The sequence below is a fragment of the Cohnella nanjingensis genome (genome assembly GCF_014212125.1).
GTDB classification, from domain to species: domain Bacteria; phylum Bacillota; class Bacilli; order Paenibacillales; family Paenibacillaceae; genus Cohnella; species Cohnella nanjingensis.
On record NZ_JACJVP010000011.1, the window covers coordinates 64809 to 82013 of the forward strand.

15 protein-coding genes are annotated in these 17205 nt (G+C 61.5%); all 15 read left to right on the top strand.

From position 1 onward, the window contains the following. The first annotated feature begins 93 nt into the window (after window positions 1-93). Window positions 94-2325, top strand: a complete 2232-nt coding sequence (locus H7C19_RS08260; protein WP_185142173.1) for a helix-turn-helix transcriptional regulator — start codon at window positions 94-96, stop codon at window positions 2323-2325. A 155-nt stretch (window positions 2326-2480) separates the two neighbouring features. Continuing rightward, on the top strand, window positions 2481-3452 hold the full coding sequence (locus H7C19_RS08265; protein ID WP_185142174.1) for an ABC transporter permease: 972 nt from the start codon (window positions 2481-2483) through the stop codon (window positions 3450-3452). Between the two features lie 3 nt (window positions 3453-3455). Next, window positions 3456-4355 (top strand): carbohydrate ABC transporter permease, encoded by a 900-nt coding sequence (locus H7C19_RS08270; protein WP_185142175.1) that lies wholly within the window; start codon window positions 3456-3458, stop codon window positions 4353-4355. A gap of 67 nt (window positions 4356-4422) precedes the next feature. Then, window positions 4423-6087, top strand: coding sequence for an ABC transporter substrate-binding protein (locus H7C19_RS08275; protein WP_185142176.1), 1665 nt, complete (start codon window positions 4423-4425; stop codon window positions 6085-6087). Between the two features lie 93 nt (window positions 6088-6180). Continuing rightward, entirely contained in the window at window positions 6181-7797 is a 1617-nt protein-coding gene (locus tag H7C19_RS08280; RefSeq protein ID WP_185142362.1) for a glycoside hydrolase family 43 protein, read from the top strand. Window positions 7798-7800: 3 nt separating this feature from the next. After that, window positions 7801-8589 (top strand): ThuA domain-containing protein, encoded by a 789-nt coding sequence (locus H7C19_RS08285; RefSeq protein ID WP_185142177.1) that lies wholly within the window; start codon window positions 7801-7803, stop codon window positions 8587-8589. Next, complete coding sequence (locus H7C19_RS08290; protein ID WP_185142178.1) at window positions 8586-9578, top strand: zinc-dependent alcohol dehydrogenase; 993 nt, start codon at window positions 8586-8588, stop codon at window positions 9576-9578. Before H7C19_RS08285 ends, H7C19_RS08290 begins: the two co-directional genes overlap by 4 nt. 7 nt (window positions 9579-9585) lie before the next feature. Beyond that, window positions 9586-10437 carry a sugar phosphate isomerase/epimerase family protein gene (locus H7C19_RS08295; RefSeq protein ID WP_185142179.1) on the top strand — a complete coding sequence of 284 codons (852 nt, stop codon included), beginning with the start codon at window positions 9586-9588 and terminating at the stop codon, window positions 10435-10437. A 17-nt stretch (window positions 10438-10454) separates the two neighbouring features. Next, the gene (locus H7C19_RS08300) at window positions 10455-11270 is read left to right on the top strand and encodes an alpha/beta fold hydrolase (protein WP_185142180.1); all 816 of its coding nucleotides are present in this window, start codon (window positions 10455-10457) and stop codon (window positions 11268-11270) included. Then, a complete protein-coding gene (locus H7C19_RS08305) occupies window positions 11267-12163 on the top strand; it encodes a sugar phosphate isomerase/epimerase family protein (RefSeq protein ID WP_185142181.1) in 897 nt (298 codons plus the stop codon). The genes H7C19_RS08300 and H7C19_RS08305 overlap by 4 nt, the downstream gene beginning before the upstream one ends. 4 nt (window positions 12164-12167) lie before the next feature. After that, window positions 12168-12986, top strand: a complete 819-nt coding sequence (locus H7C19_RS08310) for a sugar phosphate isomerase/epimerase family protein (protein WP_185142182.1) — start codon at window positions 12168-12170, stop codon at window positions 12984-12986. Between the two features lie 136 nt (window positions 12987-13122). Then, window positions 13123-13998 carry an AraC family transcriptional regulator gene (locus H7C19_RS08315; protein ID WP_185142183.1) on the top strand — a complete coding sequence of 292 codons (876 nt, stop codon included), beginning with the start codon at window positions 13123-13125 and terminating at the stop codon, window positions 13996-13998. Window positions 13999-14131: 133 nt separating this feature from the next. Further along, the gene (locus tag H7C19_RS08320) at window positions 14132-15235 is read left to right on the top strand and encodes a Gfo/Idh/MocA family protein (protein ID WP_185142184.1); all 1104 of its coding nucleotides are present in this window, start codon (window positions 14132-14134) and stop codon (window positions 15233-15235) included. Beyond that, entirely contained in the window at window positions 15232-16083 is an 852-nt protein-coding gene (locus tag H7C19_RS08325) for a sugar phosphate isomerase/epimerase family protein (RefSeq protein WP_185142185.1), read from the top strand. The genes H7C19_RS08320 and H7C19_RS08325 overlap by 4 nt, the downstream gene beginning before the upstream one ends. Before the next feature lie 46 nt (window positions 16084-16129). After that, on the top strand, window positions 16130-17026 hold the full coding sequence (locus tag H7C19_RS08330; protein WP_185142186.1) for an IolE/MocC family protein: 897 nt from the start codon (window positions 16130-16132) through the stop codon (window positions 17024-17026). Window positions 17027-17205: the final 179 nt, after the last annotated feature.

Below are 17205 nucleotides of genomic sequence, written 5' to 3' on the forward strand. Positions count from 1 at the left end.
ATAAAATAAGCAGGCGCGAGCAAGTCGCCATATTCGTAAACGCTTACATCGCGAGACCGGGTGCGGCAGCGTCAATGAATGGAGTGGACGCCATTGAAAAAAACTTGGTACTACCGCCTTCTGTTTTCCTATATGCCGGTCTTTTTCCTGATGATCTCTTTTTTGTTTTTCATCTTCTTCCAGATCTTATCCGACCGTGCGCAGCAGGACACGTCCCGGATCTATGCCAGCGTGAACAATCAGATCGTTCAGAGCGTCGAGCAGACGCTCAAATCGATCGATCACCTGATGGTGACGATGCAGACGCGCAACAATGGGTCGGCCGACTTTAACCTGCTCGATTATTTCGACCAGGAGGGACAGCCGTCCGTCTTCTTTACGCACCAGGCGACGCAGGAATTCAACAACATGAAGCAGCTCGGCACGATGATTCACTCGATCTATTTGGTGCGCGACCGGGACGGGTATGTGCTCAGTTCGAATCGGGTATCGCCGCTCGAGCAATTTCCGGACCGGACCTTTATCGCGGAACTGAAGAAGGGAGGCTCTTACCACTGGACGGACGAACGGTCATTTAAGGAATTTGCGACTTCGCGGGAGGAGCCCGTCGTCTCGTTGGCCCGCAAATATTTGACCAACCGCGGCGAGAGCGGGCTCATGATCGTCAACGTGCAGGTCAGCGCGCTGGAGCAGCTCGTCTCGCAGCGGATCGATCGGACGTCCAGCTACGTCACGATTAAGGGCAAAGACGGTCTCCCGCTGCTCCAAGCGAACGAACAGGGTTCGGAGGGGACGGCGATCTCGACGATCGTGTCGGATTACACGGGGTGGACGTACGAGAGCGGGCTCGCCAAAGGCAGCGGGTTTTCGACTCTGCGGACGCTGTCCAACATCTGGGTGGCGATGGCCATCGGAGTCGCGATTCTGGGGTTGCTGTCCATCGTCTATATGACGCATCGCAACTACAGACCGCTCCGTTCGCTCATCTCGAAGCTGGACCGGATCTCCAGCGTCCCGCCGGAGAGCGTGGGCGGGGAGGAACGCAACAACGAATTTCATTACATCGAATCGACGTTCGATTCGCTGGTCGAGCGGTTCAATCTGTTCAAATCCCAATCGGACCTCAACATCGGATATCGCAAAAAGTCGATCTTCCTCGAGGCGATGAGCGGCTCGCGATCGATGGCGGCCGCAGAATGGAACGCGGAGATGGAGCGGCACGGCTTCTCGGGCGGTTTCCGGCAAGCGGCGGTTGTCGTCGTCTCGATCGACAAGTATTCGGACGTTCTGTCCCGGTACAAAGAGCAGGACATGATTCTGTTCCGCTTCATCATTCAGAACATGTACGTGGAGCTGGTGCAGAAGTTCGGGCTGCGAAGCTGGAGCGAGTGGATGAACGACAAGGAGATGTGCGGCTTCGTGTACGTTCAGGAAGACAATCCGGGCGAGCTGATCCCGTGCATCCAGGAGCTCGCCGACAGCGCCCTGGCTTGGATTCGGGCGCATCTGCCGTTCACGATCACGTTCGGCATCGGTCCGGCGATCGATTCCGTTCCGCTGCTCAAATCTTCCTACAAGGCGGCCGTGGGCGCGGTGAACGACCGCGTCGTGCTGGGCAACAACCGGATAATCGGCTACTGGGAGACGGCGGCGGATTCGGTCGAGCTGTACCATTTCCTCGAACAGATCCGCAGGCTCGTCTACGCTTTCCGCATGATGGAGCCGGAGTGGCGGGCGAAGTATGCCGCGCTGTGCGAACAGCTCAAGCTGAACCGTCCGAAGCGGGACGAGATCGTCAACCTGCTCAACTATTTCGCGTTCCATCTGTTCGAGCACATCCGAGGGAATGTGCTGAACGACGAGATGATCGAGACGAACAAGGCGATCATGAAGGACGTCATCGACCAGTTCGAAACGCTCGAGGACGTGCAAGAAGAGATTCTCGGCATCCTGGAGAAGCTCGAATACGCGCTCATGGAGAAGGCGGGCAAAGGCGGCGCGGCGGAAATCGCGATTCGAATGCGGCAATATATCGACGAGCATGTCTCGAATCCGGACCTGTCGCTTGTGCACCTCAGCCAGTTGTTCGACATTCCGTCCAGAAACGTGAGCTCTCTGTTCAAAGAACAGTTCGACATCAAGTTTATTGATTTTCTGATTCACCGGCGGGTCGAACTGGCCAAAAAAATGCTGATGGAAACCGATCTCAGCGTCCAGGATGTCGGTCAGCGGGTCGGCTACTTGAACTCGGTCTCCTTCAACCGGGTCTTCAAGAGGGTCGTCGGGATGCCGCCCGGCGATTACCGCAAGGAGCAGCTCGGTTAAGGACGGAAAAAAGTAAACGGCACAGTCGGATCGCGCCTTGAAGGCTCGATCCGATTTTTGTTAAGCGCCGGAATCTTGTCAATTGCCCGGCTCGAAGGCCGTGCGGTATAGTGGCCCCATCGCACCACACAGTCAGCCACAGGGAGGTCACACCCATGTCCGATCGTTCGAATGCGCCGACCGCGGCAGGTATCCGGATTGCATCCCCCGGCCGGGCCATCCGGAGCGGAACGCTGCGGAAGATGCGGCGTCACTGGCAGCTCTACATCGTCATCGCGCTGCCGCTGCTCTATTTTCTACTATTCAAGTACGTCCCGATTCTCGGCATCCAGATCGCCTTCAAAGATCTGAACGCGAAGCAAGGCATATGGGGCAGCCCGTGGGCGGGATTCAAACACTTCGAGGCGTTCTTCCACCACCCGAGCTTCTGGACGCTCATCAAAAACACCGTTTTCCTGAGCTTGTATTCGCTGGCGGTCGGGTTTCCCGCGCCGATCCTGCTCGCGCTCATGCTGAACGAGCTGAAGAACGGCTTGTTCAAGCGGGCGGTCCAGATGATCACTTACGCGCCTTACTTCATCTCCACCGTCGTCATGGTATCGATGATTCTGCTGTTCCTGGCGCCTAGAACGGGGGTGATCGACCATATCCGGACCGCGTTCGGCTTCGGCTCGATCAACTATATCGGCCAAGCGTCCATGTTCTCCTCCATCTTCGTGCTATCCGACGTGTGGCAGTATATGGGCTACAGCGCCATTATCTACATTGCCGCCTTGGCGGGGGTCAATCCGCAGCTCTACGAGGCGGCCAAGCTGGACGGGGCGAGCCGTTTGCAGAAGATCATCCGCATCGACCTGCCCAGCATCATGCCGATCATGGTGCTGCTGCTCGTCCTCAATATGGGCCAGCTGTTGAACATCGGCTTCGAGAAGGTGTACCTGATGCAAAATCCGCTGAACGTAAGCGCCTCGGAGATCATCTCCACCTACGTATACAAGGTCGGTCTCATTCAAGCCAACTATAGCTTCTCGGCCGCCGTCGGCCTGTTCAATTCGCTCATCAATCTGGCGTTGATCCTGCTGGCCAACTTCGGCGCGAGACGGATCACGGGATCGGGGTTGTTCTAACGGATGAAGACGATGAAGAAGATCCGCGAACCGCTGTCGGACCGGGTATTCCTGGCTTGCATTTACGTCATCCTGTTTGCCATTCTCGTGATCGTGCTCTATCCCCTCGTCTATATCGTCAGCTCCTCGTTCAGCTCCCCGCAGGCGGTCGTGGCGGGTCGGGTGTGGCTGCTGCCGGTGGAACCGTCGCTCAAGGGCTATACGGCCGTATTGAACAACCCTCGCGTCTGGTCGGGATACGGCAATTCGCTGTTCTATATGGCCGCCGGCACCTTCATCAGCGTCTTGCTGACGATCGCGATCGCTTATCCGCTGTCGAAGCGTTCGTTCCACGGCCGAACGGTGCTGATGTACCTCCTGATCGTGACGATGATTTTCAGCGGGGGCCTCATTCCCTATTACATGACGGTCAAAAGTCTCGGTCTCATCGATACCCGCTGGGCGCTGCTGCTTCCGCAGGCGATCGCCGTGTGGCAAGTATTCGTCGCCAAAACGTTTTTCCAGGAGACCATCCCCGAGGAATTGAACGAGGCGGCCGACATCGACGGCTGCAGCGATCTTCGCTTCCTGTGGTCGGTCGTGATCCCGCTGTCCAAGCCGATCGTTGCGGTGTTGGCGCTCATGTACGCCATCGCGGCCTGGAACGCTTACTTCGACGCCCTGATTTTCCTCAAGAGCGCGAACTTGTATCCGCTTCAGCTTATTCTGCGGGAGATTCTAATCCAGAACTCCGTGGACAACTCGATGATGGTCGACGTGCGAACGATGGAAGCCAGACAAGGGATGAAGGATCTGCTGAAGTTCTCGCTGATCGTCGTCTCCAGTCTGCCGGTCCTTCTGATATATCCATTCGTTCAGAAGTACTTTGTGAAGGGGGTCATGATCGGTTCGTTAAAGGGCTAGCTTACACCGAACGGGGCGAAAACAAGCCCAGACCGCGCAACTACAATAAATTCGGAGGGGTGTCCAAATGAGAAAAATAGGGAGAATGACCGCGGGAATCGCGCTGGCCGCCATGCTGCTGCTGAGCGCCTGCTCCAACAACGGCAATACGGGGGGAGAGTCCTCGCCGGAAGGAAGCGCATCCGGCGGGGCGACGAAGCAGACGGTCAAGTTAAGCGCCTTCATCAACCAAACGCCGAACCTGACGACGCTGGCCAATCCGTTCACCAAGCAGGTGGAGGAGAAAACCGGCGTCAAGCTCGACTTCGTCGTGGGTCCGCCTAACGACAATAACGATAAGCGCAACGTGCTGCTCGCGAGCGGCGATTACCCGGAAGTGTTTCTGAGCGGGAACTTTACGCCGGCCGAACAGATGAAATACGGCAAGCAGGGCGTGTTTCTCCCGCTGAACGATCTGATCGACAAGTACGCGCCGAATATCAAGCAAATATTCGCGGACCGTCCGGACATCAAGACCGCGGTTACCGCTTCGGACGGCAACATCTACGCCATGCCCGAAGTGAACGAATGCTATCACTGCTGGTACGCGCAGAAGATGTGGATCAATCAGAAGTGGCTGGACAAACTGGGGCTCGAGATGCCTACGACCACCGAGGAATTCGCAAACGTGCTGAAGGCCTTCAAGACGAAGGACCCGAACGGCAACGGCAAACCGGATGAGGTTCCGCTGAGCGGCGCGCAGAATACGTGGCACGGCGATATTACCGGCTTCCTCATGAATGCGTTTATTTACAACACGGGCGACGGCCAGTCCTACTCCTATATCCGCGTGAAGAACGGCAAAGTAGAGCTGTCCGCGAACCAACCCGAATGGAAGGACGGTCTCGCCTACATGGCCTCGTTGTATAAAGACGGGCTGATCGATCCGCAGGCATTTACCCAGAATCAAGAAGGCCTGCAGCAGCTCGGCAACAATCCGGGAGACACGGTGCTCGGCGCGTTCGCCATCGGCCACGTTCAGATGGGGGTGGCGGGGACGGACCCGCGCAACCAGGACTATGCGGCCGTACCTCCTTTGAAGGGACCCGGGGGCGTGCAGCTCTCCGGCTTCTACAAGTCGGTCGGCAACCAAGGCCGGTTTGTCATCACGGATAAAGCTAGCGAGGAGAAACAAATCGCCGCGATTCAATTGCTTGATTACTTGTGGACGCAGGAAGGAACGCTCGGCCAAGTGTTCGGCGTAGAGGGGAAATCATGGAGCAAGGCGGCTGAAGGCCAGTTGACCGTAAACGGCGTGCAGGCGACTTACCAGGTCGATCCTTCGTACCGTGCCGAGACCATCCATTCGGACGGCTGGGATCAGGCGGGACCCGACTTCCGGCCGCGCGACCGCTTCGAGTCGGAAGCCGTCTCCCAAGACGTAGCTTCGCCGGAAGGCTACGAACTCCGACTGGTTCAAGAAACGAAAAAGTACGACGGGTTGGAGCCCAAAGCGAATGAGATCTTCCCGAACGATATTTTCATCAGCGCCGAGGATGGGGAGAAAGCGGCCCAATACAAGGCCACGATCGAAGATTACGTCAAGTCGAACATGCTGCAGTTTATTACCGGCCACAAGGACATCTCCAAAGATTGGGACGCCTATGTCCAAGGCTTCGGCAACTTAAAGCTCGATCCCTACCTGCAAATTCTGCAGAAAGCGTACGACGCCGACTTGAACAAAACCAAGTAACGCATAATCGGGATTTCCGCGAACGCGGCCTGCGGCCAATCGCCGCAGGCCGTTTCACCAAACCGGCAAGGATGTGAAGATCAGATGAACCAAATGACCGCGAGCCGCATTCGCAATCCCATCTTGCGGGGATTCAACCCCGACCCTTCGATCCTTCGGGTAGGGGAGGACTATTATATCGCGACTTCCACTTTTCAGTGGTATCCGGGCGTGCAGATTCATCATTCCCGCGATCTCGTTCATTGGCGGCTGCTGGTCAGACCGCTCGACCGGCCAAGCCAGCTCGATCTGATCGGGAATCCGGATTCGGGCGGCGTATGGGCGCCTTGCCTGACTTGGAGCGACCATCGGTTCTACCTCGTCTATACCGATGTGAAGAGCCACGCCGGCGCGTTCAAGGACACGCACAATTACGTGGTCACCGCGCCGGACATCATGGGCCCGTGGTCGGAGCCGGTTTATCTGAACAGCAACGGCTTCGATCCCTCGCTGTTCCGCGATGACGACGGCCGGCGGTGGCTTGTCCAGATGCAGTGGGATTTTCGCAAGGACCGCAATCCGTTCAACGGCATTTACCTGCGCGAATATTCCGCCGAGGAGCGGCGGCTGATCGGCCCATCTCTCCGAATCTACGATGGGTCCCCGCTGGGTTTGACCGAAGGGCCTCACCTGTATAAAAAGGACGGCTATTATTATCTGATGACAGCCGAAGGCGGAACCGGCTACGAGCATGCGGTGACGGTTGCGCGCGCGAGACGGATCGAAGGGCCGTACGAGGCGGATCCCCGGACGCCGATGCTGACTTCGTACGGCAAGCCGGAGCTGAGGCTGCAGAAGGCGGGGCACGGCAGCCTGGTGCATACGCAGACGGATGAATGGTACCTCGTTCATCTGTGCGGCCGGCCGCTGGCATCCGACGATCTCCGCTGCAACCTGGGCCGCGAGACGGCGATCCAGCGCTGCGTCTGGACCGACGATGGCTGGCCGCGTCTGGCCGACGGAGGCAGCGATCCGAGGGACGACGTGACGGCACCTGCGTTGCAGGCGGCTCCATGGGCACAGTCGCCGGAGAAGGATGATTTTAACGGGGAGACCTTGGACCTGCAATGGCAGTCGCTGCGCCAGCCGATGTCCGAGGATTGGATCTCGCTCGCCGCGCGTCCCGGCTGGCTGCGGCTGAAGGGAATGGAGTCGCCCAATTCCAGGTTTCGGCACAGCCTGATCGGCAGGCGGCAGCAGGCTTTCCGCTGCGAGGCGGAGACGCTGGTCGATTTCACCCCGGAGACCTACCAGCAGATGGCGGGCCTGATCTACTATTACAATTCGCAGAACTATTACTATCTTCGCATCGGCAGAGACGAAGAAGCCGGCGTCTCGCTGTCCGTTGTCGCGGGGGATCACGGCGTCTATCGCGATTATAGCGAGCCGCCGATTCCGATTCCGGAGGGACGCCCCGTCTATTTGAAGCTGACGCTGGACTACGGAGCGTTACAGTTCCATTACGCTCCGGACGGACTGGCGTGGACATCCGTAGGGCCGACGCTGGACGCGGGACGCATCTCGGACGAGTACGCGACCCATCTCGTGGACGGCTACTTCACCGACTGGGGATTTACCGGCGCGTTTATCGGCTTATGCGCGCACGATCTGACCGGCGGCAGGAAGTCCGCGGACTTCGATTACTTCATCTACCGGGAGAAGGGGGAATAAGCCGTGAAAGAGAGCAGCCGTTCCGTACCGTCGTTGCGCGGACGCCATCTGGTGTTCATCTGCGGCGAAGACGAATACGAATCGGAGAAAACGATGCCCCTGCTAGCGGAAGAAGCCATGCGGAAACACGGGGCGTCGATAACGGTGCTGAAGGCGTATCCCGATCCGGCCGCGCCGGCCGACATTCCCGGCCTCGAAGCGCTGCGGACGGCCGATCTGGCCGTGTTCTACGTCCGCTTCCGGCAGCTGCCGGAAGATCAATTCCGCTATATTCAAGCCTACCTGGAAGCCGGCAAGCCGGTCGTCGGCCTGCGGACGAGCACGCACGCCTTCCGATACCCGGATAACCATCCGCTCGCGCGCTGGAACGACGGCTTCGGCATCGACGTCCTCGGCGCGCCGTGGATCCGCCACTTCGGCCATTCCTCGTCCACCGGCGTCTCGATCGCTTGGGGCGCGGAGGGTCATCCGATCGTCCGGGGCGTCCCGACGCACTTCGAATGCCGATCATGGCTCTATCAAGTGCTTCCCTATCCGCCGGCCGGGGCGACCGTGCTGCTGAACGGCACGGCGATCAACCCGGAAGACAACGGCTGGTCGCACACGAGCGAGACGCCGCGCGTACATCCGGTCGCCTGGACGCGCGCGCATGCTTGGGGAGGACGCGTCTTCGCGACGACGATGGGGCATCCGGACGATTTTGCGCTGCCGGCGTTTCGCCGGCTGCTGCTGAACGGCATGCATTGGGCCGTCGGCGCGGAGCATGGGATAGAAGGAGGAGAGACGCGATGAAGGTAGCCGCCATTACCGGCGAGAAGAAAGCCGAACTGATCGAGCGGGAGAAGCCGGTTCTGAAGGAAGGCTGGGCGCTCGTCAAAGTTCATGCGGCGCCGATGTGCGCCGAATACAAAGGGTTCGTGCACGGTCACGCCTCCGACTGCCTCGGACACGAGGCGGCGGGAGAAGTCGTCGAGACGGCGCCCGGCAGCAAGGTGAAGGTCGGGGACCGCGTCGTCGTGATGCCCCAATACCCGTGCGGAACATGCGAGCTGTGTCTAGCGGGCGATTTTATCCATTGCGAGCATAACCTGGACTATGCCGAACCGACGATGACGCAATATTTATCGAAGCCGTCGTGGCTCCTGCCGACGATCCCGGACGGCGTATCGTACGAGAAGGCGTCCCTGGCTTGCTGCGGACTGGGACCTTCGCACGGCGCATTCACGAAGATGGAGGTAGACGCCTTTACGACCGTGCTCATCACCGGCCTCGGCCCCGTCGGTTTGGGCGCGGTCGTGAACGCGAAGTTCCGCGGGGCGAAGGTCATCGCGGTGGAGATGAATCCGTATCGCGCGGAGCTGGCGCGCCGGATGGGCGCGGACCACGTGATCGATCCCCGCGATCCCGATGCGGCAGGGGTCATCAAGGCGCTGACCGGCGGCAAGGGGCCGGACTGCGGTCTGGAATGCTCCGGCGTCGTATCCGCTCATCGGCTGCAGATCGATACCGTCAAGCGGCTGGGCAAGATCGCCTTCGTCGGCGAATGCTTCGCGGAGACGCCGATCCGGGTGAGCGACGATCTGCTGCGCAAGGGGATCCAGTTGATCGGTTCCTGGCATTACAATCTGCAAGCGTTCCGGAGCCTGATGGACGTCATTCGGCTGTCGCCGCAGGTCGACCTGCTCATCACGCATACGTATCCGATGAGCCGGATTCAGGAAGCGTTCGAGACGTCCGCCTCGCAGATGAGCGGCAAAATCATCTTGAAGCCATGGGAGTGAATACGCGATGAAGGTCGGAATGAATCTGCTGCTGTGGACGGATCGCCCCGATCCGTCCCGGCATCTCGAGCTGCTGCGCGCCATCCGGGATTGGGGCTTCGACGGCGTAGAGCTCGCCGCCGACAACATGGACCCGGCGGATGCCCGCGCCTTCGGCCTGATTTTGCGGGAATTGGGGCTTGGCTGCACGACCATCGCCGCGCTGGATGCAGCGGCCGCCGATCCGGCCAGCCGGGACCCGGCGTTGCGACGGGGCGCGCTCCGGACGCTGAAGCTGGCGATCGACAATACGCGCGCGCTTGGGGCGGACTTGCTGTGCGGACCGCTCTTCCAGGGGCTCGGCCGGTTCAGCGGCCAGGGGCCGCAGCCGGACGAATGGCGCTATGCGGTGGAGACGCTGCGAGAGGCGGGCGAATACGCCGCGCTGCGCGGCGTTCGCCTCGCGCTCGAGCCGATCAACCGGTTCGAGATGTACCTGGTGAACACGCTGGCGGACGGGGCGAGATTCGTCCGGGAGGTCGGGCTGCCGAATGTCGGCCTGCTCGCGGACACGCATCACGGCAACATCGAGGAATCAAGCGTGCCGGACGCCTGGCGGCAGGCGGCGGACTGCCTGTTCCACGTCCATATCTCGGAGAATCATCGAGGAGTGCCGGGCAGCGGCCACGCCGTGCCGAAGGAAGTGTTCGAGGTGCTGCAGGAGATCGGCTACGACGGCTGGCTGACGATCGAAGCGTTCGGGCGACAGGTCGCGGGGCTGAACGCCCGCCTTCATCTGTGGCGCGATTACTCGGCGCATCCGGACGACGCGGCGGTGCAGGGCGTGCAGTATATCCGCTCGCACCTGCCTCCGGCTTAATCGAAGGAGGAAGGACCATGCCATTCGCGCGAACGAACGGAATCCGGCTGCATTATACGGAAAAAGGCGAAGGAGAGCCGTTGGTGCTGCTGATGGGGCTCGGGGCGGACGGGAGCGCGTGGGAGGAGAACGCGCGGGCTTACGAGCCGCATTTCCGCTGCATTCGAATCGACAATCGCGGCACCGGCGAATCGGACAAGCCCGAAGGACCTTATACGACGAAGATGATGGCTGCCGACGCGCTGGGCCTGCTTGACGCGCTCGGCATCCGGCGGGCCCACTTCTCCGGCATCTCCATGGGCGGCGCGATTGCCCAGGAGGTTGCGCTGGCCGCGCCGGAACGGATGCTCAGCCTGACGCTGAACTGTTCCTGGGCTTCATGCGACGTCTATACCCGCGCGATATTCGAGACGCTGGCCGCCGGGTACGCGGCGCTTGCGGCCGACGAATTTCAGAAGCTGCTGCAATTGATCATCTACACGCCCGCCTACCACGAGCACCACGACGACTTGCTGGAAGCTGCCCGGCGGCAGGCTTCGTCGTCGGCTTCGCCGATGCCGGCTCACGCTTTTCGCGCGCAATGCGACGCCTGCGTCTCCCATCGTACGCAGGGAAGACTCGGCGCGATCGGCGTCCCGACGCTCATTACGGCGGGCGACCGCGACATCTTTACGCCGCTGGCGCTGTCGCAGGCGATCGCGGAGGAGATCGGGCACGCGGAGCTCGCGGTATTCGAAGGCAGCGGGCATACCCATCATTGGGACCGTTTGGACGACTTCAACAATCGAACGTTGGCGTTTCTGCTGCGCCATAAGGAGGGATCATCAAGATGAATCCGAAGCTATCGATAGGCTCTTGGGCGTTCGCGTTCGGCCCGTTCGCGGCGTCCCCTTGGTCCTTTGAACGCATATTAGCATATGCGGCAGAGGCGGGCTATGACGGCGTGGAGATCAACGGTTTCTCTCCGCACCCGACGCCGGACAGCTACCCCTCGCGCGAGAGCCGGGTCGCGCTGCTGGAGGAGATCCGGTCTCACGGGCTCGGCATCTCCGGCTATGCGCCCGACTTCACGGCCGCTCCTCCGGACCGCTGCGAGCCGGAACGCTACTTGGCGTTATTTCGCCGGTATCTCGCCTTCGCCGCCGACCTCGGCATCGGCACGCTGCGCGTCGACACCGTCAGCCCGCCCGCCGAGCTGCCCGAGGCGGAGTACGAAGCGAACTTCGCCCGGCTGGCGGGAACCTGGCGCGCTTCCGCCGAGCTGGCGGCGGCGATGGGCATCCGTATCGCATGGGAGTTCGAACCGGGCTTCTGGCTGAACAAGCCGAGCGAAGTGAGAAGGCTCGTCGATGCGGTCGGCCACCCCGCCTTCGGGGTGCTGTTCGACACGAGCCACGCGTACATGTGCGGAGTCGTCGGCGCCCGTCAGACGGGAGAGCCGGAGACGCTCGCTGGCGGCATCGTCGCGTTCGCGAAGCTGCTGGAAGGCCGGATCGTCCATTTTCATCTGATCGACTCCGACGGATCGCTGCATGACGAGGAGACGAGCACGCATGCCGCCTTCGGCGCCGGGAAGATCGATTTCGCGGCTTTTCTGCGGGCGGTGAAGCCGAACTTGACCGTCCTGCCCTGGTGGTGCGTCGACTTCTGCTTCAACGCGGAGGCGGAGGCATGGGGCCGCGAAGCGATTCCCTTTATACGAGAAGCGATAAAGGAGGCGGAGTAGGCTTATGACGGTTCGATACGGCTTTCAGACCTATACGTGGCAGATGTCCTACGAGAAGTACCGCAACCGGCCGAACCACATCTTGGACACGGTCAGACGGGCGGGAGGAGTCGGCGTCGAGCCGGAGGTCTGCATGCTCGGAACGTATACGAACGAGCCGGAGGCGTTTCAGGAGGCGCTGGCATCCCGGGAACTGCAGCTCGCCGCGCTCTGTCTGGCGCTCGATTGGAAGCACGACCGCGAGACGGACGAGGAGCGAGCCGAGGCGGACCGCGTCATCCGGTATATGGGGGCATTTCCAGGCACGTTGCTGACCCTCGTCCAGCTGCCGGGCCGCGACCTGAAGGACCTGGCGCAGCGGCAGGCTCGCGCGCTGGCGAACGTCAACGCCGTCGCCCGCCGCGCCGCCGAGCGGGGCATCGTCTGCGCCTTCCACCCGAATTCTCCCGCCGGCTCCATCTTCCGCACCGAAGCCGACTACCGCATCCTGCTCGAAGGGTTGGATGCCCGCTGCTGCGGCTACGCGCCGGACACCGGGCACATCGCCAACGGCGGCATGGATGCCGGCGCGATCTTCCGCGACTACCGTTCGCTCATCCGCCACGTTCACTTCAAGGACCGGGATGCGGCGACCGGACGTTGGACCGCGCTGGGCGAAGGGTCCATCGATCATGCGGCAATCGTCCGCTACCTGCGGGAGACGGCCTACGACGGCTGGATCATGGTGGAGGAGGAGTCGGCGGAGGCCGAGGCGGCCCCTGACGAAGTGACCGTCCGGAACGGACGCTTCATCCGCGAGACGCTGGCGCCTTTGGGAGGCTAGCGCATGGCGTTCGAGCAAGGCGGCAAGGTTCGCGGCCGTCGGGTCCTGCATGAGCCGGCGATTTGCGCCTAGCTGCAAAATGAACAATAGGCAATAGAGAGCAGCAAAGCCGGAAACAAGGTCTGGGGGAGTACCGATGCATCGGCAGCTTAGCATTCGGGAGAGCGTGGAATTCTCGCTGTTTCATGTCGAGAAAGCTCGCTACGAATCGTTGCATCTCGATATAGTCAAGCCTTATTGGACGGTGTCGTTCGTACTGGATGGCACCGTCGAGACTCGATCGCCCGGCTTCGATGACGTGGCCTTAAGCGGCGACGTCATGATCCATCCGCCGAACCTGCCGTTCACGGAGACCGCGGCCGGACCGGGCGTCCATCTGTGGATGCTCGTGGACGTTAAGCTGCTCCCGGGGCTTCATTTTTTTCAGCGGCACCCCGTTAGCCGCGTCGTGCGGCTAACGGACCGGGACGCCTATGCGGCGGCGTTCGAATCGCTGCTCGACGCGTGGGACGGGCCGCATACGCCGCTGCGGGAATATCGGGCCATGTCGATCGCGATCGGACTGCTCGGCGATATTCTGGAGAGCTGGATGGCATCCGGCAGCCCGAGCCGACCGGCGTTCGGGCGGAGAGCCGAGGACCGGTTTCTCCCGGTCGTACGTTATATGGAGGAGAACCTGAACCGGAAGCTGACGCGGGAAGATCTGGCGCGGCGGCTGCATCTGCATCCGAGCTACTTCAACCGGCAGTTCAAGACCGTCTACGGCATGTCGCCGGCGCAGATGCTGAGAGGGCTTCGCCTTCGCAAGGCCATGCGGATGCTGGAAGATCCGGCGTCGACGTTGGAGGGCATCGCGTCCGCATGCGGCTATGGGGACGCGGCTTATCTCAGCAAGGCGTTCAAGGAGAGCATGGGCATGACGCCGGGCGACTATCGCCGGGGCCTATTCCGAACCAAAGAGAGCTTCGCGTCCCGGCATCCGGGACCATCGTCGGATGAGAACGATTCGTGAGAGGGATTGCGGCATGCGGGCGGACGCGCGAAGGTTCCGAAACGACAAGAAGAAGTCCCCTTTTCGGATGGAGGAGCGATGCTCCTCCTTTTTATAATGAAGACGGAATGATTCCGATCAAGGAGCGTGAACCATGACACAGCGCATTTATATCATAGGCGCGGGCGCGATCGCCGGCCACCATGCGGAAGCGATCGCCCGCCTATCGACAACCGGAGAAGAGCGCCCCGAACTATCCATCACGGATGCGCACCCGGCCGCGTTGGCGGCGTTCGCGGAGCGATTTCCTTGGGTCAAGACGTACCCGGACACGGCATCCATGCTGAACGAGCCGGCGCAGGCGGACGACGTCGTCATCGTCGCGACGCCCCCGGTCGCCCACGCGGAGCTGTCGTGCCTCGCGTTCCGCTCCGGCCGGCACGTGCTGTGCGAGAAGCCGCTGGCGATGAACAAGGCGGAAGCGGATAGGATGCTGGGCGCGGCGCGGGAAGCGGGCAAGCTGCTCGGCTGCTGCAGCTCCCGGTTCGCCGGCTTGCGAACGACCGCCGCCGTCAAGACGCTGCTCGCGGAGGGGAAGCTCGGCCGGCCGTATCGAGTCAACTGGATTCAGCGGCGGCAAAGGGCGCGGACCGGCATCGAATACCAGCCGTCCAGCCGGTGGTTTCTTCAACCGGCGATCAGCGGCGGCGGCACTTTGATGGATTGGGGGCCTTATGACATCGCGGGCCTGACCGAAGCATTGGATCCGGTACGGGTCGACGTGCTGGACGCGTGGATGGCGGACCCCTTGACCGGACACCCGTTGCAGGCCGAAGTCCCGTCCGAAGTGGAGCAGCATGTCGGCGCGACGCTCCGGTTTCATCTGACGGACGGCGGCGCGGTCCCGGTTCATTACGAGCGCGCCGCCTGCTGCCACGGCGGGGAGCGCAGCCTGACCGAGATCGAAGGCACGGCCGGCGCGGTCGGTTGGGATTGGCTTTGCTGGGACGGGCAGGGAGATATCGTCCGTCATGACGATACGCTCGGGGAGCCTGTCACGGATGTCATCCGCGTGACGGACGACTCGCCGGGCCTGATGGACAAGCCGATCGTCTACTTCCTGGATGCGGTCGCCGGCCGAACGTCTCCGGCGATCGTGGGCGATCGGGCCGCGTTCAACTTTGGCATTCTATGCGCCATCTACGACTGCATTCGAACCGGCGAGCCCCAGACGGTCGCGAGGGAGGGAGCGTATTGAGACAACTATATGCGATGGACACGTTTTTCTACCACGGGCTCGGTTCCTATCCGTTCGAGGCGCGCTGCGCCATGCTGCGCGAGCTCGGCTACGACGCGACCTACCTGACCTTGTGGGACGAGCAGGCTTGGCGCGATCTGGACCGGCTGTCTTCCGCAAGAGAGACGTACGGGCTGGAGGTTGCGGCCGTCTATGCCGTGCTGGATCTGACCCAGTCCCCCGATGCCCCGGAGGCAGCGAGAATTACGGCGATGTTGGAGCGACTGCAAGGGTGCGGCCGAGTGGAATTGGCGCTGACGATGGGGGATTCCGGGCTGGCGCCATCGGATCCGGAAGGCGACCGGCTGGCGATCGAATGGCTCTCCCGTCTGCTGTCTATCGCAGAGCGCAACCGGATTCGAATCTCACTTTATCCGCATGTGTTTTTCTGGCTCGAGCGGTGGGAGGACGCGCTCCGACTCACGAATCGGCTGGATCATCCGCTGCTGGGCATCGCATTCGGCTCGTTCCACTGGTTCGCGGTTGACGGGCGGAACTTGAAGGAAGCGTTGACCGCTTGCGCGCCTCGCCTTCACGCCGTCAATCTATGCGGGAGCCGCAAGCTGCCGCCGGGCTCGGGTCTGCCCGCGTCCATCGAGACCATCGACCGGGGGGAGCTGGACGTGTTTTATTTGCTCGGCGCGTTGAAGGCGACCGGCTACGACGGCATGGTCGGATTCCAAGGCTACGGCATGGGCGGAGACGCATACGGGAATTTGGAGCGGAATCGGCAGACCTATACGCGAATGACGGGCCTGCTGGATCGATTCCCGGACTGGGCGGCATCCGGGTGGAACGATTCGCGATAGAGGACGGAATCTATCGGAATGAACAGAGACGATGGGAGGCGACAAGATGGCCGCGAGAAATGCGATCAACGACGGCGCTGCCCGCGCCCCGAGGCTGGAGCTGCAGCAATCGTGGTGGGCCATGATCGGATTGGGGGAGAACGGCAAGGAATGGGACATGGAGCGGAAGTTCGAGAAGATCGCGGAAGCGGGCTTCTCCGCCATCAGCGCTTCCATTCCCGCCCCGGAGGAGGAGGAAAACTGGCTGCGGCTGCTGGAGCGGTACAAGCTCGGCTTCAGCGCCATGGCATTCCCGTCCAGCGTGAACGCGTATCGGGAAACCTTGGCGGCCGCAGCCCGAATGGGATGCGTACAGTATGTGAATCTGCAGGTCATGGACAGCTTCGTCTGCGGAGACGCGGCGACCGGGCTGCTGTCCGGCTTGCTGAGGGCGGCGGACGAAGCCGCCATCCCGACGTTCGTCGAGAAGCATCGGGGAACGGTCACGCAGGACCTGATCCGGACCGTTCGTTACACCCGGGCGCTGCGGGAACTCAGACTGACGATCGATCTGTCGCATTACGTCGTCGCCGGCGAACTGAACGGGCCGCCGGACAAGGCGGAGAGCCGCTTCGACGAGCTGTTGGCGCGAACTTCCGTCATTCACGGCAGAGTGTCGAACGGCGAGCAGGTCCAGGTGGACATCGGCGCGGAAGGCGACCATCCGATGCTGGAGCGCTTCGCGCGCTGGTGGCGCAAGGGAATGGCCTGCTGGCTCGAGCAGGCCCAGCCGGGCGATGTCCTCCCGTTCGTAACCGAACTCGGCCCGCCGGGTTACTACGCGATCACGCAGAGGGACGCCGGCGGCCGCGAGCGCGAGATCTCGGACCGCTGGCAGCAAGCTCTGTTGCTCAAGCGAATCGCCGAGGAGCAATGGCGGCAAGCGCTCTCCGACCGTCCATGAAGTACAAAACGAGACGCCCCAGACCCGAGTGCCGATCGGGTTTGGGGCGTTTTTTGGAGAGCTACAAAGGTTCACGCCTGCTTCCGGAAAGTCGGCCAAGCCGGTTTTCCTCGCATGGCATGCTGTCCTCCATTCCATACGTTATAGCGGATAAATCGACGTTCAACGAGGATCGTCGC

What these genes read in the sequence shown, in the direction of transcription:
- H7C19_RS08290 (WP_185142178.1), top strand. Translation starts at nt 8,586, where the DNA reads ATGAAGGTAGCCGCCATTACCGGCGAGAAGAAAGCCGAACTGATCGAG.
- H7C19_RS08320 (WP_185142184.1), top strand. Translation starts at nt 14,132, where the DNA reads ATGACACAGCGCATTTATATCATAGGCGCGGGCGCGATCGCCGGCCAC.
- H7C19_RS08330 (WP_185142186.1), top strand. Translation starts at nt 16,130, where the DNA reads ATGGCCGCGAGAAATGCGATCAACGACGGCGCTGCCCGCGCCCCGAGG.
- H7C19_RS08300 (WP_185142180.1), top strand. Translation starts at nt 10,455, where the DNA reads ATGCCATTCGCGCGAACGAACGGAATCCGGCTGCATTATACGGAAAAA.
- H7C19_RS08315 (WP_185142183.1), top strand. Translation starts at nt 13,123, where the DNA reads ATGCATCGGCAGCTTAGCATTCGGGAGAGCGTGGAATTCTCGCTGTTT.
- H7C19_RS08280 (WP_185142362.1), top strand. Translation starts at nt 6,181, where the DNA reads ATGACCGCGAGCCGCATTCGCAATCCCATCTTGCGGGGATTCAACCCC.
- H7C19_RS08305 (WP_185142181.1), top strand. Translation starts at nt 11,267, where the DNA reads ATGAATCCGAAGCTATCGATAGGCTCTTGGGCGTTCGCGTTCGGCCCG.
- H7C19_RS08265 (WP_185142174.1), top strand. Translation starts at nt 2,481, where the DNA reads ATGTCCGATCGTTCGAATGCGCCGACCGCGGCAGGTATCCGGATTGCA.
- H7C19_RS08310 (WP_185142182.1), top strand. Translation starts at nt 12,168, where the DNA reads ATGACGGTTCGATACGGCTTTCAGACCTATACGTGGCAGATGTCCTAC.
- H7C19_RS08275 (WP_185142176.1), top strand. Translation starts at nt 4,423, where the DNA reads ATGAGAAAAATAGGGAGAATGACCGCGGGAATCGCGCTGGCCGCCATG.
- H7C19_RS08295 (WP_185142179.1), top strand. Translation starts at nt 9,586, where the DNA reads ATGAAGGTCGGAATGAATCTGCTGCTGTGGACGGATCGCCCCGATCCG.
- H7C19_RS08270 (WP_185142175.1), top strand. Translation starts at nt 3,456, where the DNA reads ATGAAGACGATGAAGAAGATCCGCGAACCGCTGTCGGACCGGGTATTC.